The following is a 26648-nucleotide window of genomic DNA, read 5'->3' as shown; positions in this document are numbered from 1 at the left end:
GGTCTGAGGTGAGCGTATTGCGGGGCATTCCACTAGACAACGATGATATTAACCGGGCCGCTTTGTTCCTTCTTACATAGTCTACTCCATTCATCCTATAAATCAGCACCTAATGTCTCATTTCACACCTTGGACTTACAACTCAGGGAGGCGAGTGGTGTGCATGATTACATCAAAGAGAGAACTATCAGGATTGGGAAGTATATTGTAGAAACAAGGAAGACTGTTCGTGTTATTGCCAAGGAATTTGGCGTATCTAAAAGTACAGTTCACAAAGATTTGACCGAAAGGCTGCCGGAAATCAACCCGGATCTCGCCAATGAGGTAAAATCCATTCTTGATCATCATAAGGCGATCAGGCACTTACGTGGTGGTGAAGCAACAAAGCTGAAGTATAGCTTGAATACAAGCGTCAATGAAACCGAAACACCGGCAGAACCAGTAAGTCAATAAAAGGTGATAAACTTGCTTATACTTTGATCCATAAAGTCTAATTCAAGAAAAACGTAATAAAAACCTTGGCTTGCCGCCCGCAATGGCGGAAGCCAATTTTTACTTGCTGTTACAACCTTTCGCCTGCAGTTTATGAAGAAAATGGCAATTGATAAGATTTTTTTCCATTCCTGCTAACTAATCCAGAGAATTTGTGATAAAATATATGATTAGTAGCATTGTGTTCAGGGACGGATACGACGCACAATATTAGGCAGGGAGGATCAAAATTCATGTTTTCTAGGGACATTGGAATAGATCTTGGAACAGCTAATGTGTTAATTCACGTTAAGGGAAAAGGAATTGTGTTAAATGAACCATCAGTGGTTGCCATGGATCGTAATACGGGAAAGGTTTTAGAAGTCGGGGACGCCGCACGCCGTATGGTTGGACGGACTCCTGGCAATATTGAGGCCATTCGCCCGTTGAAGGATGGAGTCATCGCTGACTTTGATGTCACCGAAGCGATGTTAAGATACTTTATCAATAAAATTAATGCTCGTGGATTTCTTTCCAAACCTCGTATGCTGATTTGCTGTCCTACCAATATCACGAAAGTAGAGCAAAAAGCAATCAAAGAAGCAGCTGAGAAATCCGGCGGAAAGAAAATATACTTAGAAGAGGAACCAAAGGTTGCAGCGATTGGAGCTGGAATGGATATTTTTCAACCAAGCGGGAATATGGTTGTCGATATCGGAGGCGGCACTACCGATGTAGCTGTTCTTTCTATGGGGGATATTGTGACAGCCCAGTCCATTAAAATGGCAGGGGATAAATTTGACCACGAAATCCTTAATTATGTTAAGAAAAAATATAAGCTGTTGATCGGTGAGAGAACAGCAGAAGATATTAAAATCAATGTGGCTACTGTATTCCCGGGAGCCCGTGATGAAGGCATTGATATTCGCGGCCGTGATATGGTTTCTGGCTTGCCTAGAACAATCACGATCCGGTCGGAGGAAATTGAAGTAGCGTTACGTGAGTCTGTATTCATGATTGTCCAAGCAGCCAAAACAGTTTTAGAACATACTCCTCCAGAGCTGTCGGCAGATATTATTGACAGAGGTGTGATTTTGACCGGGGGAGGGGCACTTTTACACGGCTTAGACCAACTATTGGCTGATCAATTAAAAGTACCCGTTCTGTTAGCAGAGGAACCAATGAATTGTGTAGCAAGAGGCACGGGGATTATGTTGGAAAACATTGATAAAATAGAAAAAAGAAGTATTGTGTGATCATCTTTTTTCTATCTGTAATGCGAAAAATGTCTAGAAAGAGCTTATTATGAATATAAATATCAAGCGATCATTGCCGAAGCAGGATGCCAGCCAAGGCGGATGATTAAAAATACAGGCGGTGGATGGCCGGCTGAAAAAAAGGGGCAAGGAATCTTGTTAAGAGGATATTATACAGCAGCTTCAGGAATGTTAGCACAGCAGAGGCGCCAGGAATCATTATCCAATAATATTGCGAACGCGCAGACTCCCGGTTATAAGCAGGATCAGGCAACACTTAAAGCTTTTCCTGAACTGCTTTTACAGCGAATGGAGTCAAAGGATGTTCCCACAAGCCGCGGGATGAATTTACCGATGCAAACACAGATTGGTTCCATTAATACCGGTGTATATGTACAGGAAACGGTACCTGATTTTGCCCAGGGAGACTTGCAGGAAACAGGAATTCCGACAGATGTGGCCCTGATAAACGGGACAATGCCTGATGAGGATGGCGGGCTATTCTTCACCCTGCAGAATGAAGCGGGAGAAGAGCGAATGACAAGAAACGGCAATTTCACTGTCGATGGCGACGGATTCCTTGTAGCCAATCAAGGATACTATGTGCTTGACCAGGCCGGTAACCCGATTCAAACAAACGGAATGGAATATACCGTGACAGATGAAGGAAACCTTCAATTTAACGGACAGGAGATCCCGCTTGGTATTTCCTACACAGCAAATACTAATGATTTAATTAAAGAAGGCCAGGGATTATATCGCATGGAAGATGATGCCGATCCGGCAGTAAATGCCAGAGCAATGGCTGGTGTATCCTTCACTGTCCAGCAAAGCTACTTGGAAGGTTCCAATGTGGATTCCTTACAATCCATGACCGACATGATGGGAGCCTACCGGATGTTTGAAACGAATCAAAAAGTATTGAAGGCATATGATACAAGTATGGAAAAAGCCGTTAATGAAATTGGCAGAGTGAGGTAAGGGGTGGTTCACCATGAGTAGAATAGGAATACAGGCAGCCGTAACAATGGGCCAGCTGCAAAATAAATTAGATTTGATCGGTAATAATTTGTCCAACGCTAGTACGAATGGTTACAAAAGCCGCGAGGCTAATTTCTCCTCGCTTTTATTTCAACAAATCGATAACTTATCAGATCCGGCCAATGCAGAAGGGCGTCTAACCCCTGATGGTTTGCGAATTGGTTCAGGAGCTGTATTAGGCCATACCAATGCCGACTTATCAGCTGGATCGCTACAGGAGACCGGGCGGGGACTTGATGTCGCCCTGCTAAACGACAATCACCTGTTTCAAGTCCAGGTTACTGAGAATGGCGTAACAGAAACCAGATTTACACGAGCAGGCTCGTTTTACTTAAATCCGCAGGAAAACGGGGAAGTCATGCTAACCAATCAGGATGGCTATCCGGTTATTGGTGAAAATGGCCCGCTTTCTTTTGTCGACGGGTTTGAAGATATCTCGATAACGGGTAATGGGGTAATTGAAGTTACACGTAATGGGAATAAACAAGCAGAAGGCAGGTTAGCAGTTGTTGAAGCGGTACGCCCGCGCGTGCTGGAACCGACCGGAAATAACAGCTTTAGACTGCCGGATCTTGATGCAATGAATTACCAGGAAGGCGAAATCATTCAAGCGGTAGCTGGCAATGAACTTCAGGTAAAGGATAGTGCGTTGGAGTCATCAAATGTTGATACTGCTAAGCAAATGAGCGATTTATTACTGACCCAGCGTTCGTATCAATTTAATGCCAGATCTATTTCAATGAGCGACCAAATGATGGGGCTCGTAAACCAGTTGAGGTAATCCTGTAAAATGGAAGACTGCTGCCGATCGGCAGGATTAGTTTGACAGGATGAATTAATAGTAAGGAGTCATCACAGCTATGCCAACGAATAACCCAACCAAAGAAATTAAACAAGGTCCGGCCAAGCGCAAAGAGCAGAAAGAGATACAAAAACAATCTGCCAAGCAGCCTGCTTCTACTGAAACTGACAAGAAGACTGAACAGGAACAGCAAGGGGCCGAAAAGAAAAGCAATCAGGCGCGCCGCCGGATTTTTCCGATTTGGCTTCGTATTGTCGTTGTGCTTCTGTTAAGCGCTCTTGCATTAATACTTGGCTTGATGTTCGGCTATGGTGTGCTGGGTGACGGGAAGCCGACCGAAGTACTTGAATTAGATACATGGCAGCACATTGTCGACATTGTAACAGGAAAATAATTGACCTTTACATTTGTTTGAAAGGTTAACCGTACATACAGCTGTAAAAACGGTTAACCCTTTTTTATATAAAAGACAAAGGGACTCGCCCCAGGAAGAACTCGCGTAAGCGTAAGATTCCTCTTGGAACAGTCCCTTTAAAGTTATCCTTTTTTGTTAAGGCTTGCCTCTTCCTCTAATAAATTTCACCACTATTACAATGACAGCGACTACTAGTAGAATGTGGATAAGACCGCCGACAATATCAAATAGCAAGCCGAGCAGCCACAATACTAGTAGGATGCCTAATATCGTCCAAAGCATCCTTTCGACCTCCTTTTAACGTTTGAACTACAAATAGTATTACCCTGCTGCTAGTCAACCAAACCTGGGATTGATGATACCTTCAATTGAAAAGGGTTGGCGGGAGCGCAAGTTTTCTTTATAATTTAGATTGGAGAAGCACTTGTAAGCGCGGCAGCTGGCTGCAGCTTTCGTTTGAATCAAGTGGATGTACGAAAGGAGATAAAACCATGTTAAATATTCAGGAAATTAAGGACATCATTCCCCACCGTTATCCCTTTTTATTGGTTGATGAAGTGACAGAGATTGAAGAAGGAAAAAGAGTTGTCGGAAAGAAGAATGTTACAATCAATGAACCGTTCTTTCAAGGACATTTTCCTGATTACCCGGTAATGCCAGGGGTGCTGATAGTTGAAGCGTTAGCACAAGTCGGCGCAGTGGTCATTCTTAACAAAGAAGAGAACAAAGGAAAAATTGGATTTTTGGCAGGGTTAGATAAATGCCGCTTTAAGCGCCAGGTGAAACCTGGAGACCAGCTGAAATTAGAAGTTGAAATCATTAAGCTAAAAGGGCCGATTGGCAAAGGAAAAGCAACCGCGTCCGTAGATGGCGAAATAGCATGTGAAGCGGAAATTATGTTTGCCATAAAATGATTATCGATGATTGTAAGAGGACTGTCTATAAAAGCCTTCATTGGCTTTTGTTGGGACAGTCCTTTTTCTTTTCGTGTTGATTCTGTATATGGTAGGTTTAAAAGGATTTAATCCAGGTAATAGTGTTACCATAATAAAAATGTACAGTATCAATCAGGAGAGTCCCTCTTTAGCCTATCACCAATACAAAGTTTTAACACAGTAAAGGAGGTTATCGGACAATATGGAAATGACTAAGCGTTTATTATTTAAATTTAGCGCCCCGTTGCTGGCATTTTCAATCATAGCAGCGTGCGGAAGTGATGAGGAGCAGCCTCCCCCTGAAGATGAAGAATCGCCGGTAGAAGAGAACGGAGATCAAAATACGGGTGAAATTGAGCAGGATGACGGCAACTCTGGCGATACCGACAGTCAGGGGGACCAAGGGACAGGCGACAATGGCTCTGAAGGTGGCACTGGCGAACCAAATCGGGAAGGTGAAAATTCTTCTGAAGATGAAGTAGAAAGTGAAGAGCAAAACGATTCAGAACAGCAATCGGATGATGAAAACCAATAAAAGATTAAAGGTAAGGGACAGTTTCTCACAGCAATCGAGCAGGTGAAGTGGAGGAACTGTCCCATATTTTTGTTTATTCCATAAAAATTATTGAAAAGTTTTGGGTACTTTTTGTGAAAATGGGAATGATAATCTTGGATCTAAATTTAAGGAGGTTTATAATTATGAAGTATAGCTTGTTATTTAAATTAGGTACATCTATATTGGCATTATCACTGATCGCAGCCTGCGGAAACAATGAGGAGCAAAACCCTCCGCCGGAGGAGGACGATGCTCCAGCTGAAGATAACGGCGGCAACATGGAAGATAATGGCGGTAATACCGGGGACAATGGAGATACAGGCAATAACGGCGATACAGGAAACAATGAAAACGACATGGATACCGAAGAGAACGACAACCAGGAGACTGGCGACACAGAAGGCGGAACTGAGCCTGGACAAGAGAACAATGGTAATGAGAACGATGAAGAAGAAGATGGAACAGCCGACGAAAAAGGTGTTCAATAAACCCTCTGTGTGTTAATCATCACGTAATGGGAGCAGTATACTCCCAAATGTAAAATGTCCTGCATTCCTACTGAGTGCAGGATATTTGTCTTTATTATTCTCTCACTTACTATTGCTCCGCTTCTCAATGCCTAATCTTTAATCATCGATGTGAAAAAATCAGCTGTAAATCATAAGTTCCCTAGTAACCAGTCTAGGAAAGACAATTGCCCAGCCCCAATTCAAGCAATTGTCAGTGAATCGTATTAATGGTATAGTAGTCCAAGGAAACTGACCAGTCATTTTAGTTGTTTTTTCATGTAGAACAATTATTCCTTCTTTTCATTGAAACTAATTGACGGGCTTTCCCGTATATGCTATTTGGGAAAATTTTTTATAGTGAAGGAAAACAAACATGCTTTGATACGCGAGTACCCGCAGCCATAGGATTTGACAAAGCTGCCCGTACAGCCGACAGTATCGGCATAGATAGCAAAGCCCCATTACATAAATTGCTTGCTGTACAAGTAAGAGAGGAGATTATCTATGAAAAAATTAATTCTGCCCTTGTTAGCGCTATTCCTATTGTTAGTTGCCTGTTCAGAAGATAATACAGAAAGTCAGGACGAGGAAGAAACAGTTACCCCTGTAGAAGTCGAAGGTATCACCCAAGGGGATTTAACAATAGAAAAGAAGTTTTACGGTCGCTCGATGCCGGAAACCACGTCACCTGTGATTCCGCCCACAGCTGGCGAAGTTGAAGTGTTAGAGGTGAAAAAAGGCGATCAGGTAGAAGAGGGGGATTTGTTAGCGACGATCCAATCTGCAGAAGGAATGGGAAAGATTGATGTCGAAGCTTCTGCCGATGGAGAGATCACTACTTTGAATGCGCAGGAGGGTGGAATGGTTTCTACTTCAGACCCTCTGGCAACTATTGTTGATTTGGACGATTTACTAATTGAAGTGACCGTTACAGCGGAAGATTTACCATTGTTTACAGATAATGAGGAAGCGGACATTCATATTCCCAGCCTTGATAAAACAATTACCGCTCAAATGGGTTATGCCGCTTCCGTACCTAACGATACCGGTTTATACCCAGTGGAATTGAAGATAGAAAATGAAGATAACGACATTAAACCAGGTATGGCAGCTGTCGTCCGTCTTCCGGAAGACATTGTGGAAAATGCATTGCTGATACCTACTGCAGCATTAGTTGAGAATGGCGGAGAAACCTTTATCTATGTAGTACAGGACGACCAAGTGTCCGAGATACCAGTTACTGTTTTAGAATCCCAGTCTGACATGACAGCGATTGAAGCAGAGGTGGCTGAAGGAGATTCTGTTGTTGTTAAAGGACAATTAACCTTGACTGACGGCGGCCAAGTAAGCATCGAGAAGGAGGAGCAGTAACCGTGAAGTTAGTAGATACTTCTGTCCGACGCCCAGTCGGGGTGATCATGATCGTTTTGGCCATCCTGGCGTTAGGGTTTGTTTCATTACGGAGTTTAGCGATTGATTTATTTCCTAAAATAGACTTGCCTATTGCGGTAGTGGCGACTAATTATCCGGATGCCGCTCCTCAGGAAGTCGAAAAACAAGTTAGTCAGCCATTGGAGGCTTCACTGAGTTCGATTGAAGGAGTGGAAACTGTCCAATCCCAGTCACAATCAGGTTCCTCTATGGTGGTTTTGATGTTTTCAACAGGGGTGGACCTTGATAATGCCTTGCTTGAAGTGCGGGAGCAGGTAGATTCGGTAAAAGGTATGCTGCCGGATAGTGCCAATGATCCCTCGGTATTACGTTTTAATCCGGATCAGATGCCGGTCATGTGGGTAGGGCTTACCGGAGAGGATACCTCCCAGTTACAGGCGGTTGCAGAAGATCAAGTCGTGCCATATTTTGAACGCCAAGGCGGGGTCGCTTCTGTTACTGTAGAAGGCGGTCAAAAGAGAGAGATACAGCTTGAACTTGACCAAGCCAAACTTTCCCAATATGGGATAAGCACGCAGGATATCAGCCAAGCCCTGGGTGGTGCCAATCAATCAGGATCGGCCGGAGCTGTCCAAAAGGGTGATAAAGATCTGCAGGTGCGAGTAGATGGCGATTTTGAATCGGTCGATGATATTAGAAAGACTATTATCCAATCGCAGTCAGGAACCAAAGTACATATAGAAGATATTGCTGAAGTTAAAGATACATTTGAGGAATCTTCTGATACTACCATGGTCAATGGAAGCCAGGCGGTTGTATTGTCGGTCATGAAAAAAACCGACGGCAACACGGTTGATGTTGCTGATAATGTCACTAAGGCTGTCGCTGATTTAAAGGAAGGATTGCCATCAGATGTTTCTCTTGACGTGGTAATTGATACATCGGCTTTCATTAAGTCTTCCATTAATTCGGTCGTTCAAAATATGATTATCGGTGGAATTTTTGCCGTATTGATTTTGTTACTATTCTTAAAAAGCATTCGTGCCACCCTTGTTATCGGACTTTCGATACCGATTGCCGTTATATCTACGTTTACCTTGCTATACTTTACAGGGGAGACATTGAACGTGCTTACCATGGGCGGTCTTGCGCTCGGAATCGGGATGATGGTCGACAGTTCTATCGTTATACTGGAAAACATCGTCTCGTACAGACAGAGGGGCTATTCGATTGTCGAAGCGGCCAAAAAAGGTGCTTCAGAATTGGCTCCGGCCGTGATAGCCTCGACTACCACTACATTAGTCGTCTTTTTGCCGATTGTATTTGTGGAAGGAATAGCCTCGAGTTTATTCACGCCATTTGCCCTGACAGTTGCCTTTGCGTTAATTGCTTCTTTAGTAGTTTCGATTACCTTGATACCGATGCTTTCATCCAAACTGCTGACTAAAGCAATGAAGGATAACGGACGGCGTTACTGGTTTGATCGATTTTTGGATAGAGTGAACAATGGTTATAAGAATATTTTGCGTAAAGTGTTGAAATTCCGTAAGACAACGGTTTTTGCTACTTTTATATGTATAGTGGGAAGTCTTGCCCTGGTACCATTTATCGGAGCGGAGTTTATGCCGGCATCCGACCAGGGTCAGATCGAGGTTTCCATAGAAACACCGACGGGCACCTCAACGGAGGAAACGGAAGCTATCGCGGCCGAGGTTAGTGAAAAGCTGGAGAATTATCAGGACCTCTTAGAAACGAGCTTCTTGAGCATCGGCGGTTCCTCGATGATGGGACCTGGGGGTGGTGGAAACCAGGCATCCTATACTTTGCAGTTGATTTCATCAGAGGACCGGGGACAAACAACTGATCAAGTGGTAGCTGACATGCAGGCAGACATGGAGGATATTGTCGGAGCTGAAGTTTCTGTCAGTGCTCTAGGAGCAGGGATGAGTGCTGGATCACCTATCCAAATTCAGCTGAATGGTCCAGAGCATGAAGTACTGCGGGAGCTTTCTGACCAAGTTGTATCTATTATTTCGAAAGTGGACGGTGTACAAAATCCGACATCCTCCGTCTCGGAGACACAGCCTGAATTAAACGTGACTGTCGATCGGGAGGCTGCTGCCCAGCATGGCTTAACCCATCAGCAGGTGATGAGCCAGATTCAAATGGGCTTCACCGGTCAAGTGGTAATGAATTACCGGGAAGACGGGGATGATATGAATGTGCGGTTGACATTCCCTGAGGATGAGCGCAGTACAATCAGTGACCTGCAAAACATGGCGATTCAGTCACCAGCAGGTTCGATGATTCCTTTAGATACAATTGCTGACTTTGAGCAGATCCAAGGGCCAGCTACGTTAGCCAGAGAAAACCAGCAGCCGCAAGTAAATGTTACCAGCGATATATCTGGCAGAGATTTAGCCAGTATCAGCAGCGATGTTGAGGCCGAATTGGAAAAACTCCATTTCCCTGAGGAATACTCTTATTCCATCGGCGGCGAGGTTGAAGATATGACAGAAGCTTTTACAGACTTAGCGATCGCGTTGGTCTTCTCGATTTTCCTTGTCTATGCTGTCATGGCAGTTCAGTTTGAAAACTTCCTGACACCGCTGGTTATCATGTTTTCTCTGCCAGCTACTGTAGTAGGTATTTTACTTGGACTATTCCTGACAGGAAAGCCAATGAGCATAACCGCCTTCATTGGGGTAATCATGCTCGCGGGGATTGTTGTCAACAACGCCATTGTCCTTGTGGATTACATCAACATTTTAAGACGCAGGGGCATGGATCGGTTCGAAGCTATCCTGGAAGCAGGAGCGAGCAGAATGCGGCCGATTTTGATGACTACCTTAACGACAATCCTTGGTATGGTACCATTGGCGCTTGGTTTCGGCGAAGGGGCGGAATCCCAGCAGCCGATGGCAATTACGATTATATTTGGCCTGGGAGTCTCAAGTATTTTCACTTTGCTGTTAATACCGGTCGTCTACACGTACTTTGATGGTTTATCAGCAAGGGTCGTCCGTTTATTCCGGAGGGACAAAAAACGGGAAAAGCAAGCATAACAAAACAAGGTGTATGATTCTCGCTTGGAATCATACACCTTTTTCTCTTATCCTTGAATCCATGTGCGTCCATATATTCGGTGAAACAAGGATAATCAACGTTTGGATTGAGCCATCTAGGTGAATATTTATAAAGAGTGTCATTCATTTGTAATATTATTTGTTTTTTGTTTAATATTAAACATGACGTATTTCATATAAAGTAGGGATTTTATGGTTAATGTGACAGAGCTTGTCATCGCTTTTTTTATATCGTTAATATCAACCGTACTACTCGTTTTCCCTGTCAAACAGTTTGCTGTAAAAATCGGAGCTATTGACCAGCCTGAAGCAAGAAAGATTCATACAGTTGCCATTCCAAGGCTTGGCGGCCTAGCCATTTTCCTCGGGACAGTATTGGGACTGCTTTATTTACAGCCAGTCCACATGCACATGTTTGAGATTGTAACAGGAGCTGTAATTGTCATCCTGTTGGGCATCCTAGACGACAAGCTGCAGCTGCGGCCTGTTTTTAAGCTCGCAGGGCAGATTGCGGCAGCAGCAATTCTAATTAATGGCGGCTTAATCATCGAACGCATTAATGTACCTTTGCTTGGATTGGTTGAGCTGGAAGGCTGGAGTACCATCATTACCTTGTTGTGGATTGTCGGGATCACCAATGCCATTAACTTAATTGATGGACTGGACGGACTTGCCTCAGGTGTGTCAACGATTGCCCTGATCAGTGTGCTGATTATGGCTTTAGGCGACTACCGGATTGTTGTTGTTTATTTTTGCGTTGTATTGATTGCTAGTAATCTTGGTTTTTTATTCCATAACTTTTATCCAGCTAAAATTTATATGGGAGATACCGGATCGATGTTCTTAGGATACTCAGTAGCCGTGATTTCCTTGCTCGGATTGTTTAAGAATGTGACGTTGTTCAGTTTTATTATTCCTGTCATTGTTCTGGCTGTACCGATTTTTGATACGTTGTTTGCCATTGTCCGGCGCTTATACAACCGTGAAAATATTATGTTGCCCGATAAAAAGCATATTCATTATCAATTATTGGCAGCCGGCTTCAGCCATCGAACGACGGTGTTGATAATTTATGGATTCAGTGCGGTTTTTGGTACATTGGGGATATTGTTTTCTAACGCATCGTTAAGCATTTCGCTGGTAATTTCGTTCGTTATCCTGCTTCTGCTCGTCCTGATAGCCGAGCTGGGGGCAATAGAAAAAGGAAAAAAACCGCTGATCAACAGTGTTCATAAGCTGGTAAAACGAGCGAATGACAGAGGTTAATATGAAGAATTTTTAATAAAGAATTAATAATTGGTTATTTTTTCTTCTTTTAGTCAAAAAGAGGCTGTATTTTATGGTGTCAAACCACCGAAATACAGCCTCTTTTTTTATTGTACAGCAATTGTAAAGAATGTAAATTGGTGAAAAAACCAGTTCTGGCGGGGATTGTAGCCTGTTCGCCAGTGGTGGTACTATTTAAACTGACAAGATAATGAATGGTTTTCCCTATTTAGAAATATAAATAAGTATCCCTTTAAAAGGAGAGAGACGTATTGAAGGTGAGAAACATAATCTTTATCGATGCAGCAGTTTATAAAAGCGGAGTTCAAATATCACCAATGGAAAGGCAGACATGGACTTATTCAGCTGTCCATGCCATCTCTCCTGCTCTTCATTCCCAATTTCCTGAAAAGGCGGTGTTTCAGCCATGCATATAGCAGTAATTGGTACTGGATATGTCGGATTAGTCACAGGTGTATGTTTAGCTGAGATTGGCAATACGGTAACTTGCCTGGATGTTGATGAAGAAAAGGTAAGCTTGCTAAAAAGCGGCAGGTCGCCAATTTATGAAGAAGGGCTAGAGGAGCTGTTAACCAAAAATCTACGCAAAGGCAACATCCAGTTTACGACTGATTATCGAGAAGGGCTGGCGGGAAAAGAAGTAATTTATATAGCAGTAGGAACCCCGGAAAGGCCTGATGGTTCGGCGGAATTAAAATATATTGAATCAGTCTGCCGGGCGATTTCGGAAAATGTAAGACAGGATGTCGTTATTGTTACAAAGAGTACCGTTCCCGTCGGTACCAATCAATATATAAAAGATTTAATTGAAGCCAGGCTTACTCCTCCTATAACGATTAGCGTTGTTTCCAACCCCGAGTTTTTGCGGCAAGGAACAGCAGTCCATGATACCTTTCACGGTGATCGAATAGTTATTGGTTCAGAAGATTCCTGGGCATTGGAATTATTGGAAGCAATCAATCAGCCATTCCAGCTGCCAATAGTGAAAACAGATTTGCGAAGTGCTGAAATGATCAAGTATGCTTCAAATGCTTTTTTAGCTGCTAAAATTAGCTTTATTAATGAAATGTCCCATCTCTGTGCCCAGGTAGGTGCGAATGTTGATAACGTAGCAGCCGGTATGGGCATGGACAAACGAATCGGTAAAAAATTCCTGCATGCAGGTGTTGGCTATGGAGGCTCCTGCTTTCCGAAAGATACGAATGCACTCATTGCTATGGGGAAGCAATTCGACTATCAGATGCCTTTATTAGAAAGTGTCCAGCAAGTTAATGAAATGCAGCGGAAACGGATGGTCGATATGATAACCACCCGGCTCGGCAGTCTTGATAACAAGGTTGTCGTGCTGCTTGGCCTGACATTTAAGCCAAACACAGACGACATGAGGGAAGCACCGTCCATTCGAGTGGCCGAAGAATTATTAAGAACAGGCGCTGTCGTCAAAGCATACGATCCTGTAGCCATCCCTTCTGCAAAAACAGTCATGCCTGAGCCAGTCCTATTTACAAGTGATTTGGAGGAAGCTCTGCAGGGCGCAGATGCAGCCGTTATAATGACGGATTGGCAGCAAATAAAAAGTTTTCCATTAGAAGAATACCGGCGCCTGTTAGTCCATCCCTTGCTTTTTGATGGACGCAACTGCTTTACTTTAGCAGAAATGAAAAACAGCGGTATTGAATACCACTCCATTGGCCGTCCGGTAGTAAACCCACAAGAAACCATCTCGCCTATGACGAGTTATTAACCGTGTGAAAATCAAGAGCACCTGCCCTAAGCAGATGCTCTTTTTGTATCATCCAAAAGTTATCCGTTTCGCAGACGGAAGAGCTAAAAGACTAGTTGTGCCGTCATTTTAACGCACGAGAAAAATGGAGCCGATAATAATTAGAACTACACCTGCTGACTTTTTAATGGATATTGTTTCATCTAATAAAAAGTAAGAAATAGCAAGAGTCCAGACATAAGTGAAAGAAGTAAGTGGGAAGACGACAGTATACGGAAGATGCCTAAGCACCCATATGTTCAAAACTGCCCCAGCACAGTAAAACAGCGAGCCGGCCAAAAGGTATATGAACAAATTCAAATTCATGCTGATTTTTTGCCCGCTGGCTTTTTTGAAAAAGTATCCCCCTATAGCCCCCATCCATGTAAAAAGAGCAATAACTAGCAGCCAGCTAATCATCTTCTCCACCGCCGATCAGAACTGAACCAGCCACGATAAAAGCAGTCCCAAGAAAGCTTTTCAGAGATATACTTTCTCCCAAAAAAAAGCTGCCAAGCACTAAAGCAAGCACGTAGCCGAGGCTTAGCAGGGGATGGAGAACAGATAAGCTGCCGAACCGAAAAGCAATGATCATACCTAATGCCCCCAAAAAATAAAGGGATAGTCCCCCAATCAGATAAAGGTTGATCCCTCCGTCTGATAACTTCCAAAACATCTGGCCGAGCGCTGTAAAAACAGAAGCTGCACACATCAATGCAATTCCGAGTTTATTTTTAATCAACGATCGCAGCAATTCAGTCATAGTCTGTTCACCTTTTGTGCATCAGTACTCCTGAAAAGCAATAGAGCAAATAAGCCAATCATCACCATTGCCATCGAATTAGAAAATAAATAACGAAAGTCCTGAGCTGGCAGTCCGACTAAGATTGTTCCGGTATTCAGTAAGACGGGAAATGCTGGTAGCCATGATTTCCAGCCATTTTTCAAGTAACTCGCAAAAGAAAACAAAATAATTAAAAGCGTATAAACGGCTGGCCTCCAAATGAATTCCTTCAAGTGATTTTCGGTAAAGGTCTGCCACCTGGTAAGAGTGTTGGCGGTACTTGGTAGCAAAGGCTGTGTTGTTAAACCATATTCATTAGGCTGATGGATCTTTGTTGAGTACAAGCTGGTGTAGCCATGTTCTGGTTCGTTAATTTGCCAGACAAGCGATGTTTGTTTTAGATAAGCATCAACAGCGATTTCAAAGTTATTAGAAATGACGTCATACCATGTTTTAAAATATTTTTCATAGTCATTATAAATGACTTCTCTGTTATAGTTCTCTAAGAACTTTATCCGGTCTGTAATATAAGGGTTGTAATTCTCCCTCCATTCATTTAAGGGAAGAATCTGATTAAGGTATCTCGTTTGCTCATCTGATAGCCGTCCTTCCATAGCTATTACTCTTGCAAACTGTTGGGTTGGAATGCTGAGTGCCTCATTCGGATCAGCAGGTTTTACTTCGAGATAACTAAAAACAGGACCAGTAAAAAGAAAGAAAACTGTACACACAGCGGCCGCCGTAATAATTAGCTTTTTAAAATATCTCCTGTAAGTAAGCATCAGCAACAAAGCCATGACAAGAAAGATAGGTAAACCATTATTGCGGATGAAAATTATCCCGATAACTGCCAGGCTTAATAGCAGCAAATGACGATTTTTAACAAGCCAGTTACCATTTGATACTACTATATTAATCATCACAACAGTAAATAGCAGCAGAAAAGAGCTGTAAAGGACGTCTTTCCATATCATGATTGAAAAAACACTATTGACTGGTGATAAAGCGAATAGTATCGCAGTAATCCAGAGCAGTTTTTTATTTAATCCATGCTTTTCGAAGCTATACATGGCGTAGCCGAAAATAAGTGCTAAAACGATAATTTGTCCAATTGCTGTCGCCGCAGGAGAGTGCCAGGCTCCGGTGATCAGCATCATAAACCATGTATAAAACACAGGATGCCAGTTACTGAATTCTAAGGTATGAATCTGCCGCCAATGGGAAAGAGAATCAGGTGTCATCCCGCCCGGAAAAAATGCAGCCAAATAAACACCCCAAACGAACAGACATGGAACAGCAAACCATAAAATACGCCATCTGGAAACAGATTTAGCTTCAGTCACCCAATGAATGAGGATGAAGGTATATAACACTGCCAAAACAACAGCCATTATTGTTAGATAAGCACCGATCCATACAAAGAGAGTAATGGCCCATGAATTATCGGAAAGGTGCTGTAAGGATCCTTTTAAACTGTAAAGGGAAGTCAGTGAAAATATAACCGTGAACACGATAACCAGCGGACGTCTTACCATTTTTTTGAATTCAATGAAGTTTCGGATCAGCTCTTTAAAGCAAAAATAATAAAATAGGGTAAATCCACATACGGTAGCTGCAATGGTGATGCCGGAAGTGTGGGTGAAAGACTGGATTAGAGAAATGCAGGCTACACTGCTTAGTGCACCAGCAAGCAACCCCACAGCGGCAATTTTCGATTTACTGATCACTTTTATATCCTCCAGGTATATCAATCATTCGATTTAGTTCAAGCTCATACTGTTTTTTGTGAGTGGAAGCGACCGTGTCGAGTATTAAGCCACTTGCAAAGCATAACATTGATAAGATCACCAGGCCGACTGCTAGAATAGCAGAAGGGATTTTCGTTATAAACCCGGTAGCAAAATACTCGAAGATTACCGGAAGTCCTGCAGCAAGTCCCACTAATAGCAGGAATGCAGACCATACTGTAAAAAATATCATTGGCCGGTATTCCTTAAATAAGGTAAATATTTTATACATTACTTTGCATCCATCGCTTAAGGTGCTAAGTTTTGACTCACTGCCTTCTGGTCTGTCCCGGTATGCAATCGGAACCTCTTTTATAGGCAGCCTCTTATCTAGTGCATGTACCGTCATCTCTGTTTCAATTTCGAATCCTGGACTCATTACCGGCATGGACTTAACAAACAACTTATCAAATGCCCGATAACCAGTCATTATGTCCTCCAGTTGACTTTTATACAAGAAATTAATGGTGCTTTTGACCAAATAATTACCGATGCTGTGGAAACGTCGCTTGTTTTCATTGCCATAAGTTCCATTAGACAGTCTGTCACCGATTACCATGCTCGCTTCACGCCGCATAATCGGTGCGATTAAATCATGGACCATTTCGGCTGGATATGTATGATCGCCATCAACCATTATGTAACAATCTGCATCAATATCGCGGAACATGGATCTGACCACGTTTCCCTTTCCTTGCCTAGCTTCACGCTTTACAACAGCGCCATGCTGTTTGGCTACCTCATAAGTATCATCCTCTGAGTTATTATCATAAACGTAAATGGTTGCCTCCGGAAGTTCGTGACAGAAATCATCAATTACTGCACCAATTGTCTGTTCTTCGTTATAACAAGGAATAAGAATAGCTATTTTCATCTCAACACCCCTCTTCTTCTTTATAAATATTCCAATTATGTAATCAGTGTAAGAGAAAGATTGACCAATTTGGAGAAAATTACAAAAACTTTATAAAACCTTTACAGAAACCGTTTGTTTACAATATGAAGTTTTTATAAAAACATTGTAAATAATTAACTTTTAAAAAGAGCCCCAGATTGCCGTTGTGTATTAGGGCGCGGAGTTATGCCGATTGATGCTTTGACGGGCAGTGTTCTGGCAGCAAAACTAAATGCTCCGCTATTACTGACCCCCCCTGAACAGCTTCAGGCGTCAACATGGAAGGAATTACAGCGGGTTAATCCGAATCATTATTCTTCGGTTAACAAACCGTACAAAATTTATCTGTTGGGCGGCAAAGCAGCTATCTCTAAAAATATCGAATCGAAGTTAAAAAACAAATATGGATCGTCTAATATCATTCGTATCACCGGTGCGACTCGTTACTAAACAGTCGCTAATATCGCCGAACAAACGATCAGTGCCAATCCGGTAAAAGAAGTGTATATCACAACGGGAGATGAGCAGTCATCAGATGCCTTGTCGATCGCACCTTATGCTGCGGACAAGCAAATTCCGATATTGCTGACCAGCAAGCATAAATTGGATGCAGAGGTTACTCAATTTTTGGCAAAGCATCAGGTTCAAAAAGCAACTATTATCGGGGGAACCGATGCTTTGTCATCAGCAGTGGAAAAAGGCATTAAAGCAAAGTGTGAGTATAGTCGGACGTGTCTCTGGTAAAACTAGATTTGAAACTAGTGTAGCAATCGCAGACAAATATTATTCGAAGCAAACCGTGTCTGATGTATTTTTTTGCAAAAGGATTTGGGATTGCAGATGCCTTGTCTGGTGTATCGTTGGCCGCCAAGCAGCAACCTCCGCTGTTGTTGATTAATCACTCGGAGGTACCAGGCACGGTATCAATCGACCTCGGACCTGCCTTATCAGCCCAAGTTATACTATTTAGGTGGAAATAGTGCCATCTCAAATGCAAGTCGCTCGAATCGATTGTTCAATGAAGGTTGCCAGTTTGCTAATTTAATATGAACTCTGTAAAGAGTATGTTAATTATTTCAAATTTCCCTCTCTTTTTTGTTCGAGTTTGGTATATTTGAGGTGAAATATGGATTGCCGATCTTTAGCCTGGCAGTCTGAAAAATAAAAAGAAAAAAGCCAGATAGTGCGGGGTATTGATGTTGAAATCTAAATTAGGTATGGCTAGTGTGCTTTTTTTATTAACGACTTTACTTTTAAAAATCTCAGGATTGATCCGCGATATGATCATTGCCTTTTACTTTGGCGACAGTTATCAAGCAGATGCCTTTCTAGCAGCTTTTATTATTCCTAATATGCTGTTTCTGTTTATGACCAACGGCATGAAAAATGCACTAGTCCCCAGTTACCTGGAGGCTGCCAGTAAGGGGCGGGCAGACAGCCATCTTACCCAGGTATTAAAAGGAACTGCAGTCGTAAGTGCAGTGTTGGCAGCCATCGGAGCGGGGCTTTCCCCGTATATCATTCCGCTATTATACCCCGGCTTCAGTGAACAGGCCCAAATGATTGCGGTCTGGGTTTCTGTCCTGTTAATGTCAGCCCTTGTATTTGTAGGCATCAATGCCGTACTGGAAGCTTATTTGGATGCCAACAATCGCTTTTCTATCGCTACTGTTTCCCAAATCCTTGTGATAGCAGGCATGATTTTGTCGGCAATTCTATTCGCAGAGCAAATTGGCCCGTATGCCCTAGCAGCCGGCTATCTCATCGGAGCGGCTGTCTCGCTGTTGTTTAAGCTAATTTTCGTTGTGCCTAAACAGACAATAAACCTACGGGAAAAAATCAATTTTAAAGAAGTAAATGCCTTCTATGCTATTTTTATTCCGGTGGCTGTGACAGTCATGGTCGGACAAATCAACTTAGCTGTGGATAACATTTTTGCCGGTCAATTTTCGGAGGGAACCGTAACTTATATAAACTATGCCAAAAATCTTGTGCATTTTCCGCAGGCAATTTTTGGAGTCACCATCGCTACGATCGTATTTCCGATATTAGCCAAAGCCGAAGCCAGCGATGACCGTCTCTTATTCAAGCGGACTATTGCCCAAGGCTTAACGACGATGTACTTGATTGTCCTGCCTGCAGTCACCGGGATGATGGTATTAATGCCAAGCATTATTGGGCTTTTATACGAACGAGGAGCTTTCACACATCAAGCTACATTGGCAACAAGCCAAGCCGCTTACTATTATTTTGGTTCTGTGTTGTTCTTCAGTCTAAACACGATGATAAATAAGGGCTTTTATTCACTGAAAAAGGGCAAGCTAATTATGGGCCTTGGAGCAGCCTCAATTCTGTTCAATGTTATTTTCAATTACATATTCACCCGTTGGCTCGGTTATACCGGTATTCCGCTTGCATCGTCGGTGATCGGCTTTCTGTATATAGCCATAGGATTTTGGATATTTCTTCGTTTGGCAGGCGGCTTGCCGCTTCAAATGCTAGGGCGGGAATTTGTCAAAATAACCATAGCAGCGCTGGCAATGCTGGCAGGTATTCTGCCTCTGATCTCATTATTGGCAGAATGGCCGTTGGCGGTATCAGTCATTGCGATAGCAGGAGCTGGGGCAATCATCTACAGTGTCAGTGCCTATCTGCTTCGAATAGAGGCAATGTTATTTTTATGGAAAAACCTTCGCAGGAAAAATAACCAGAAGGAGACAACAGGGCGATGAGAAAAGAAATACTTTTTAAGCTGGGAAGTCCGGTTCTTCTGCCAATTACCAGGCTTGTGATAAGAAGCCATTACCAGGATAGCAAACAACTTACTGAAATTCCTCACGGGCAAAAAATATTAGTACTTGCCCCCCATATGGATGACGAGACGATTGGGCTTGGAGGGACAATCAGGCGTCATGCAGAATCAGGAGCACAAATCGACTGTTTGTTCATTACCGATGGCGCCAGCAGTGTTAGCAGCCTCGACGAAAAAGAGTTGTCATCAATCCGCAAGTCGGAAATCGATCAAGTAAAAAACATTCTAGGCATCACGCGCGTTGATTATTTGGACATTCCAGATGGAAGAGTTGCCAGCCATCAACAAACTGCTGATCAATTAGCTGCAAAAATTACCCTTCTCCAGCCTGATGTCATTTATTGCACTACCTTCGTCGATGCTCATCCCGACCATGTGGCAACCGCCAACTTTTTAGCCGCGGCGTTGGCGAGGACGGAAGACATCAGTCCGGTTATCCGCTTATATGAAATCAATTGCCCATTTCCTCCCAACGAGGTTAACTGTATTGTCGATATTTCCGAAACAATGGCTGCTAAACAACGGGCAATCGAAATATTTAAGTCCCAGGCGATAGCTTTTGATGGCTTTTTGGAATTAAATCGATTAAAGGCAAATCTAACTAAGGGGCAAGTAAAGGCAGCAGAAGTTTTTTTACAATTGTCGAAACAAACCTTCATCGAACTGACAAAGGCTGCAGCTTCCAGAAACTTGAACTATTCGAAGTTGTTCAAACAAGCAAACAGGAGCGCCACATTGTTATGGGCGATTTATAAAAATCACCATGTTAAAAAGCGGATTTATGAAGAAAGCTGGCAATAATAATAACCGCCATTCATCTATTGGAGAGGAGAAATACTATGACTATCAGCATTAAACAAATCCTATTTGTTCCTGCAGCTCTGTTACTGCTGTTAATCGGGATGGTCCTCGATAACACAATAATCAGCCTGGCCATTATTGCCGCCTTTATGGTTTACGCTTATCTGGAGGAAAAAAACGCTGTCATTCTGCTTTTTGTCTATTTTCCAATAAGGCCCTTTATTGTCGAGTTCAATCCAACATTGAAGCTCGTGGGCGACATGATCATTTTCGTTTTGTTAGGTAAAACATTACTCACCAATCGCAAGAATTGGCGAACACTAATAAAATTTCAATGGTTTGAGCTGGCATTCTTTGCTTTTTGTTTTATTGGAGCTGTGTCCGCCTTGCTGTCAGGTGTATCGTTAACAGCGCTGATCCTGCAGCTGCGCTCATTCCTATTGTTTTATCTAGTCTATTACATTGTCAAAAGGATGGAGATTAATAAACAGGATATCGCCCGTTTCTTGTGGGCAACCTTCTTGCTGGCAGTGCTTATCTGTATCCATGGCCTGATTGAAAAATTATCTCTCAGAGGCTGGTTGCTGCCCCCTTCCTGGGAAAACATGCCTTTATCTGCTATTAACCGGATACGGATTTACGGATTAATTGGTAATCCGAATTTACTTGCTTACTATTTATCCTTTGCTTTCATTCTGACGCTTATTTTAAAAAGGTTTATTCAAGGAAAAGCAGTATGGCTAATCAACAGCGCCTTAGCGTTATTTATGGGAGTCTGGTTTCTTACCTATTCCAGAGGGACGTGGATTGCCTTTGCGATCGGCCTGTTGATCTATCTAGCTTTGACAAGAAGCTGGCGGGTGTTGCGAACAACGGCCATCGCTTTAATCACAGGCATATTGTTGGTGGGGCTTCCTGCTAACCTGCTTGCAAATACGATTGAGGAGTCCGATTTTGGTACAGCACAGAGAAGCACGCAAAAACAGTATGATCAGCGGGACGGTGGTTTTGCCGATCGTATGCGGGAAACTTTCAATGATGATGCCATGGAAGGGAGTAAACGAGCCGGCCGGCTCTACATTCTTGAAAAAGGCTGGACGATCTTCCAAGACCATCCAGTCATCGGTACTGGATTTGCTACATTCGGTGATTCAGCAACATTGAATGTCGGATCGCCGATTTATGAGGAGTATAACATTGATCGGGAATTTTATTCTGACAACCAATATATCCAAATTATTGTTCAAACTGGCAGCTTTGGGGTAATTGTATTTGCCGTCTTTTTACTAAACATGCTTTACCTGTTGTGGAGACGGCGGGACGAGTTGAAGACAGCATCGGTCTTGATCGCAGTTCTGCTCGGTTCTTATGTGGCTGGACTTGTATATAACATATGGGAAAATGACTCCTTCACATTGTTTTACTTTGTCATGCTAGCCTATGTCATTAATAATTCCAAACAGGTTAAACAGGCCGATACATTTCCAACAAAGCAGGAATGGGGGTGAATCGATTGGCAAAACCGCTGAACCGCATCCTTGTACTAAGTACGATGTACCCCGGAAAAAACAGTCCGACATTTGGTATATTTGTCCGCAATCAAGTCGAAGCTTTAAGGGAAAGAGGCTTTTCCATTGATGTATCAGCGATCACGGAGCCAAGAATGACAAAACAGCATGTCCTAAAAAAATATGCTGCCTGGTTATCACGGATATTATATATTTACACCACAAAAGGAAAAAGCTATCAGCTGGTCCATGCCCATTATATATTTCCAAGCGGTTTTTTTGGGCTTTGGTTTAAGCGGCTGTTTGGTACAAAATTGATAGTCACCTGCCATGGAGGCGATCTCGATAAAATGGCCAAAAAAGGAAGGTTTTTTTTCAACCAAACCAAACGGGTTTTACAGGAAGCTGATCATGTGATTGCTGTCGGCGAAGCGCTCAAGCGTGAGATCCTTGAGACCTATCAAGTGAATAAAACAAAGGTTGCAGTGCTTAACATGGGAGTTGACCGCCATGTTTTCTGTCCTATAGCTAAACCAGCTGCTAAACGAGAGATAGGTCTTTCCTCATCGAGTATTCCGATTTTATTTACCGGGAATATCATCGAAGCCAAAGGATTGATCGAGCTGCTGGATGCCTATCGGGAAATTAAACAAACGTTTGATCAAGCGGAGCTACATCTAATCGGGGCTGCCAAACAACCCTTATTTCTAGAGAGGATACGCATGAAAATAGAGACAGAAAACATCAAGGATGTTACTATCCATGGAGCAAAAAGCCAGAAGGAAATTGCCCGCTGGATGTCAGCCGCCGAAGTGTTTGTCATTCCTTCCCATATGGAAGGGTTTGGGCTAGTAGCTTTAGAAGCTATGTCTTGCCATACACCTGTTGTAGGCAGCAATGTCGGTGGGCTTGCCCACCTGCTGGGCGATGGAGCAGGAGTACTGGTAGAACCGCAGGATAGTGCTTCTTTGCAGGCAGGTTTGGAAAGAATAATTAGAGATAAACGATTGTGCAGCCAATTGATTGACCAGGGGGAGAAGAAAGCACAGGATAACGACCAGGAAAAATTGTTGGACCAACTAATCTCAATTTATCATCGATAGGAGCGAGGATAGGATGAAACAGAAAAAACTGCTTCTCATTTCATCTATAGGCGGACATTTAACTCAGCTGCTTCAACTGGAAGGATTGTTCAAAAACTATCAATACCACTTGGTCACGGAAAAATCGCAAGTGACCGAACAACTGATGGAAAAATACCCAGTCTCCCTGCTTATGTATGGTGCGCGGAACTATCCAATCCGCTATATATATAAGTTTACGTACAATACAATTAAATCCCTATGCATCTTTATCAAACACCGCCCTGATATCATTATTACAACAGGGGCCCACACAGCGGTCCCGATGTGTTATTTAGCAAAGCTGTTTGGCAGGAAGATTGTCTTCATTGAAAGTTTTGCTAAATCAACGAGTCCAACGCTATCTGGGAGGATGGTCTACCCAATTTCTGATTTGTTTATTGTCCAGTGGGAGTCAATGAAGGAAATTTACCCCAAAGCAGTATATGGGGGGTCAATCTATTGATACTAGTTGTCTTAGGAACACATGAACTTCCATTTACAAGGCTGCTGACCGAAGTAGAACGATTGAAACAAGAAGACTTTCTTAAAGAAGAAGTAATTGTCCAGCACGGACATACCAAATTTGCCAGTGAACAGATGACCATGAAGAAATTTGTAAGCTATGAAGAGATGGATAGGCTGTATGATGAGGCTAGCTTGATTATTACTCATGCAGGCACTGGCTCCGTAATTACTGGATTGCGAAAAGGTAAAAAAGTAATAGCTGTGGCCCGCTTGAAAAAGTACGGAGAGCATAACGATGACCACCAGCTTCAACTCGTACAGGTGTTTACTGCACAAGGCCATATACTGACCTGGAATGACGGCGAGCGTTTGGAGGCTGTCATCAACGAGGCAAATCATTTCACTCCTAAACCGTTTGAATCAGGAAAACAAAGACTGCAGCAAATATTGACTGACTTTATCGATCATGCTTAAGACCGGAAAGCTCTAAGGGGAGAGGCAAATGGGAATTCGTTTTTATCAGGAAAAGGATGAAGAGAGCATCCAGCAGCTTTTTGCCAAAGTGTTTGGCAAAAACCGCTCACATGAGCACTGGTATTGGAAGTATAAGCAGCATCCCCAGCAGGAAAACCCTTGGATACTCGTCTGCGAACAAAAAGATCGTATCATCGGTCATATAGCCTTGTGGGTAAACGAAGTTTATATTAATGGAGCGAAAAAGAAAGCAGGCATGCGCATCGACACAATGGTAGATCCAGATGCGAGAGGGAAGGGAGTCTACCAGCAGCTTAACCAAGCTATGCTTAAGGAAGCAAAGCGGGCTGACATTGCTTTGTTATATGGATTCCCGGCACCTAAAGCAAGAGAACTGCTGCTTGCCCATACAGGTGCACAGCAGGTTGGCTGGATGCCAAGATATATCTACATAACTAATCCAATCGCTGTAGCTGCTTCCTGGATGAATGTTTTGCGGCCATTGAAACCGTTCGGTGCTATTTACAGGCTTGTATTGCCCAAAAGAAACAGCCAGCAGCTGCCGCAATCATGGAAGATCGAGCATATTAGTGAATGTGATGACCGGTTTACGCAATTGGCCGAGCAAACGGCTAATACCAGGCCAGTTATGGCCAATCGGGATAAAAAATATTTGAACTGGCGCTATCATCAGCACCCTGATAACGATTATACAATGCTGGCGATTAGTGGAAACGATGGGTTGCTAGGCTATATTGTTACCAAGCAGGAGTTAAAGCAATTCAAAAAGGGAAATATACAAATAGGAACAATCGTCGACTGGCTGGCCGTTGAGGACGGCAATGTATGGGATGCATTGATTCGCATAGCTGCCAATCATTTGCAAGCTTGTGATCTATTGCAGTCCTGGGCATTTCCAGATACTCCTGGTGCTGCAACTTTAGAAGCAGCGGGCTTCAAGGAAAAGGACCGCCCGCTAGCGTTAGTCATTCATCAATTAGGCGATATAGATACCGGAAAAAAAACGGAGGACTGGATGCTGAGCCAGGGAGATGTTGATTCTTTTTAGCTTCTCCTGCTGATAACAAGAAAGTTCGATCTAAATCTGCCGCAAGGGGCGGCAATGTCGAACTACCCGCAGTGCGCGGGCACACTTCCTGCACCTCCGTACGATAAGTCAAGCACAAAAGGAAAGCCCGCCTTTTGGCTATCCTTTATCTCCTGCGGTGCAGTCCATTTCCTACGCCGCTAAACAGGGTGCTTTCGCTTTTCTATGTAAATTTTCTGTGTGAGGTGGTGTATTTTCTATGGGAATGTGCTATATTAACAAAAGTGAAATGATGAAAATTAGCAAACTATGAAACCTTTCATATATAAGTGCCGTCATATAGGACAGAGAGAAATAAGATGTTTAGTCATCCGGGAGGAAGAAAATGGAATATATTGCATTGCTTGTTTGTTTTATGATATCTATAGCAATCACCCCTTTAGTCAAAAAACTGGCTATCCGCATCGGCGCGGTTGACCAGCCAAACAATAGAAAAATCCATAGCAAACTCATGCCGCGGCTTGGTGGGTTAGCAATTTTTTGTAGCTTTATGATCGGTTTTGTAATTTTTGACCCAGTCAGTAATTATTATTGGCCCATTTTGATTGGAGCCTTGTTGATTACCGCAACGGGAATCATTGACGATTTAATCGATCTATCTGCTAAAATAAAGTTCCTGGTGCAATTTGCTGCTGCAGGAATTGTTGTATTCAGCGGTGTTCAGATTACCTTTATCAACCTTCCATTTGGGGAGACGTTGCATTTCGGTTATTTCAGTATTCCGATTACTATCATATGGATTGTCGGAATAACAAATGCCATTAACCTGATTGATGGTCTAGATGGATTAGCAGCCGGAGTATCCTCCATTGCTTTGATTACCATCTCCGGATTGGCAATATCCCTGGGAGATACATTTGTTGCCCTCATGGGATTGATGCTTCTGGGAAGCACCCTGGGATTTTTACTGTATAACTTCCACCCGGCAAAGATTTTCATGGGAGATACCGGAGCATTATTTTTGGGTTATATGATCGGTGTGTTTTCCGTTTTAGGGTTTAAGAACGTCACCTTGTTCTCGTTAATCGTTCCGATTATAATATTAGGCGTACCTATTCTGGATACGTTTTTTGCAATAGTGCGCCGGATTATCCAAAACAAACCATTATCTGCCCCAGACAAGCTGCATCTCCACCACTGCCTGCTTAAACTGGGGTTTGGCCATAAGCAGACAGTCGTCTTAATTTATTCAATGAGTGGGCTGTTCAGCATCGCAGCAATTATATTCACCAAATCGACTGTGTGGGGATCGACGCTGACCCTGCTGGCGTTAACCATCCTTGTTGAAATTGTCGTGGAACTGACTGGCCTAATCAGCGAAAATTACAGGCCAATCCTGCGCCTTCTGGAAGGCGCGAAAGCAAAACGCTACTAATTT

The 26648-nt window shown here is 43.0% G+C and carries 29 protein-coding genes; 24 read left to right on the top strand and 5 right to left on the bottom strand.

What is annotated here, in order from left to right; all coding sequences use genetic code 11:
• Positions 1-159 precede the first annotated feature (159 nt).
• The 5 genes from spoIIID to BLR93_RS09455 all read left to right on the top strand — a co-directional run bounded on the left by spoIIID (position 160) and on the right by BLR93_RS09455 (position 3964).
• Positions 160-453, top strand: coding sequence for a sporulation transcriptional regulator SpoIIID (gene spoIIID / locus BLR93_RS09475; RefSeq protein WP_093213638.1), 294 nt, complete (start codon positions 160-162; stop codon positions 451-453).
• A gap of 272 nt (positions 454-725) precedes the next feature.
• A complete protein-coding gene (gene mreB, locus BLR93_RS09470) occupies positions 726-1727 on the top strand; it encodes a rod shape-determining protein (RefSeq protein WP_093213636.1) in 1002 nt (333 codons plus the stop codon).
• A 156-nt stretch (positions 1728-1883) separates the two neighbouring features.
• Positions 1884-2708: a flagellar hook-basal body protein gene (locus BLR93_RS09465; RefSeq protein ID WP_093214639.1), complete on the top strand. Its 825-nt coding sequence runs from the start codon at positions 1884-1886 to the stop codon at positions 2706-2708.
• Positions 2709-2721: 13 nt separating this feature from the next.
• A complete protein-coding gene (locus tag BLR93_RS09460; protein ID WP_093213633.1) occupies positions 2722-3549 on the top strand; it encodes a flagellar hook-basal body protein in 828 nt (275 codons plus the stop codon).
• Positions 3550-3628: 79 nt separating this feature from the next.
• Positions 3629-3964, top strand: a complete 336-nt coding sequence (locus tag BLR93_RS09455; protein ID WP_093213630.1) for a DNA-directed RNA polymerase subunit beta — start codon at positions 3629-3631, stop codon at positions 3962-3964.
• Between the two features lie 156 nt (positions 3965-4120).
• Here BLR93_RS09455 and BLR93_RS17770 read toward each other — a convergent pair whose 3' ends face one another.
• Positions 4121-4267 (bottom strand): lmo0937 family membrane protein, encoded by a 147-nt coding sequence (locus BLR93_RS17770; RefSeq protein WP_139184412.1) that lies wholly within the window; start codon positions 4265-4267, stop codon positions 4121-4123.
• A gap of 209 nt (positions 4268-4476) precedes the next feature.
• On the opposite strand from BLR93_RS17770, the gene fabZ reads away from it, so the two are divergent.
• The 8 genes from fabZ to BLR93_RS09420 all read left to right on the top strand — a co-directional run bounded on the left by fabZ (position 4477) and on the right by BLR93_RS09420 (position 13494).
• The gene (gene fabZ / locus BLR93_RS09450; RefSeq protein WP_093213628.1) at positions 4477-4899 is read left to right on the top strand and encodes a 3-hydroxyacyl-ACP dehydratase FabZ; all 423 of its coding nucleotides are present in this window, start codon (positions 4477-4479) and stop codon (positions 4897-4899) included.
• Positions 4900-5122: 223 nt separating this feature from the next.
• Positions 5123-5455, top strand: coding sequence for a hypothetical protein (locus BLR93_RS09445; protein ID WP_093213625.1), 333 nt, complete (start codon positions 5123-5125; stop codon positions 5453-5455).
• Positions 5456-5619: 164 nt separating this feature from the next.
• Positions 5620-5964 carry a hypothetical protein gene (locus BLR93_RS09440; RefSeq protein WP_093213623.1) on the top strand — a complete coding sequence of 115 codons (345 nt, stop codon included), beginning with the start codon at positions 5620-5622 and terminating at the stop codon, positions 5962-5964.
• Positions 5965-6489: 525 nt separating this feature from the next.
• Positions 6490-7356 (top strand): efflux RND transporter periplasmic adaptor subunit, encoded by an 867-nt coding sequence (locus BLR93_RS09435; protein ID WP_093213620.1) that lies wholly within the window; start codon positions 6490-6492, stop codon positions 7354-7356.
• 2 nt (positions 7357-7358) lie between these two features.
• Positions 7359-10442, top strand: coding sequence for an efflux RND transporter permease subunit (locus tag BLR93_RS09430; protein WP_093213618.1), 3084 nt, complete (start codon positions 7359-7361; stop codon positions 10440-10442).
• A gap of 213 nt (positions 10443-10655) precedes the next feature.
• Positions 10656-11729, top strand: a complete 1074-nt coding sequence (locus tag BLR93_RS09425; protein WP_093213615.1) for an MraY family glycosyltransferase — start codon at positions 10656-10658, stop codon at positions 11727-11729.
• Between the two features lie 272 nt (positions 11730-12001).
• Positions 12002-12166 carry a hypothetical protein gene (locus tag BLR93_RS18010; RefSeq protein ID WP_175559307.1) on the top strand — a complete coding sequence of 55 codons (165 nt, stop codon included), beginning with the start codon at positions 12002-12004 and terminating at the stop codon, positions 12164-12166.
• Positions 12157-13494, top strand: a complete 1338-nt coding sequence (locus tag BLR93_RS09420; RefSeq protein WP_093213613.1) for a UDP-glucose dehydrogenase family protein — start codon at positions 12157-12159, stop codon at positions 13492-13494. Before BLR93_RS18010 ends, BLR93_RS09420 begins: the two co-directional genes overlap by 10 nt.
• A gap of 108 nt (positions 13495-13602) precedes the next feature.
• Here the strand turns inward: BLR93_RS09420 and BLR93_RS09415 are convergent, their stop codons facing one another.
• Genes BLR93_RS09415 through BLR93_RS09400 form a run of 4 tightly spaced genes read right to left on the bottom strand, consistent with a single transcriptional unit; the run spans position 13603 to position 16957 of the window.
• The gene (locus BLR93_RS09415) at positions 13603-13932 is read right to left on the bottom strand and encodes an EamA family transporter (RefSeq protein ID WP_093213610.1); all 330 of its coding nucleotides are present in this window, start codon (positions 13930-13932) and stop codon (positions 13603-13605) included.
• Complete coding sequence (locus BLR93_RS09410; RefSeq protein WP_093213607.1) at positions 13925-14275, bottom strand: DMT family transporter; 351 nt, start codon at positions 14273-14275, stop codon at positions 13925-13927. Before BLR93_RS09410 ends, BLR93_RS09415 begins: the two co-directional genes overlap by 8 nt.
• Entirely contained in the window at positions 14272-16023 is a 1752-nt protein-coding gene (locus tag BLR93_RS09405) for a DUF6020 family protein (protein WP_093213605.1), read from the bottom strand. The genes BLR93_RS09410 and BLR93_RS09405 overlap by 4 nt, the downstream gene beginning before the upstream one ends.
• Entirely contained in the window at positions 16013-16957 is a 945-nt protein-coding gene (locus BLR93_RS09400; protein ID WP_093213602.1) for a glycosyltransferase family 2 protein, read from the bottom strand. Before BLR93_RS09400 ends, BLR93_RS09405 begins: the two co-directional genes overlap by 11 nt.
• A gap of 207 nt (positions 16958-17164) precedes the next feature.
• Between BLR93_RS09400 and BLR93_RS09395 the strand changes: the two genes are divergently transcribed.
• The 11 genes from BLR93_RS09395 to BLR93_RS09350 all read left to right on the top strand — a co-directional run bounded on the left by BLR93_RS09395 (position 17165) and on the right by BLR93_RS09350 (position 26645).
• Positions 17165-17428, top strand: a complete 264-nt coding sequence (locus BLR93_RS09395; protein WP_093213599.1) for a cell wall-binding repeat-containing protein — start codon at positions 17165-17167, stop codon at positions 17426-17428.
• 12 nt (positions 17429-17440) lie between these two features.
• Positions 17441-17722, top strand: coding sequence for a cell wall-binding repeat-containing protein (locus BLR93_RS09390; RefSeq protein ID WP_093213595.1), 282 nt, complete (start codon positions 17441-17443; stop codon positions 17720-17722).
• A 38-nt stretch (positions 17723-17760) separates the two neighbouring features.
• Positions 17761-17958, top strand: coding sequence for a cell wall-binding repeat-containing protein (locus BLR93_RS18495; RefSeq protein WP_425440938.1), 198 nt, complete (start codon positions 17761-17763; stop codon positions 17956-17958).
• A gap of 219 nt (positions 17959-18177) precedes the next feature.
• The gene (gene murJ / locus BLR93_RS09385; RefSeq protein WP_093213593.1) at positions 18178-19710 is read left to right on the top strand and encodes a murein biosynthesis integral membrane protein MurJ; all 1533 of its coding nucleotides are present in this window, start codon (positions 18178-18180) and stop codon (positions 19708-19710) included.
• A complete protein-coding gene (locus BLR93_RS09380) occupies positions 19707-20591 on the top strand; it encodes a PIG-L deacetylase family protein (RefSeq protein ID WP_093213590.1) in 885 nt (294 codons plus the stop codon). Before murJ ends, BLR93_RS09380 begins: the two co-directional genes overlap by 4 nt.
• A gap of 38 nt (positions 20592-20629) precedes the next feature.
• On the top strand, positions 20630-22099 hold the full coding sequence (locus BLR93_RS09375; protein WP_093213588.1) for an O-antigen ligase family protein: 1470 nt from the start codon (positions 20630-20632) through the stop codon (positions 22097-22099).
• Positions 22096-23202, top strand: a complete 1107-nt coding sequence (locus BLR93_RS09370; protein ID WP_245690110.1) for a glycosyltransferase — start codon at positions 22096-22098, stop codon at positions 23200-23202. Before BLR93_RS09375 ends, BLR93_RS09370 begins: the two co-directional genes overlap by 4 nt.
• Positions 23203-23215: 13 nt before the next feature.
• Complete coding sequence (pssD, locus tag BLR93_RS09365; protein ID WP_093213585.1) at positions 23216-23686, top strand: PssD/Cps14F family polysaccharide biosynthesis glycosyltransferase; 471 nt, start codon at positions 23216-23218, stop codon at positions 23684-23686.
• Entirely contained in the window at positions 23683-24162 is a 480-nt protein-coding gene (gene pssE, locus BLR93_RS09360) for a PssE/Cps14G family polysaccharide biosynthesis glycosyltransferase (protein ID WP_093213582.1), read from the top strand. Before pssD ends, pssE begins: the two co-directional genes overlap by 4 nt.
• Before the next feature lie 28 nt (positions 24163-24190).
• Positions 24191-25231, top strand: a complete 1041-nt coding sequence (locus BLR93_RS09355; protein WP_093213580.1) for a GNAT family N-acetyltransferase — start codon at positions 24191-24193, stop codon at positions 25229-25231.
• Positions 25232-25595: 364 nt separating this feature from the next.
• The gene (locus BLR93_RS09350) at positions 25596-26645 is read left to right on the top strand and encodes a glycosyltransferase family 4 protein (protein WP_093213577.1); all 1050 of its coding nucleotides are present in this window, start codon (positions 25596-25598) and stop codon (positions 26643-26645) included.
• The last annotated feature ends 3 nt before the right edge of the window (positions 26646-26648 follow it).

Source organism: Sediminibacillus albus (assembly GCF_900101125.1).
Taxonomy (GTDB): domain Bacteria; phylum Bacillota; class Bacilli; order Bacillales; family Amphibacillaceae; genus Sediminibacillus; species Sediminibacillus albus.
This window is presented reverse-complemented; position numbering and strand designations above follow the sequence as displayed.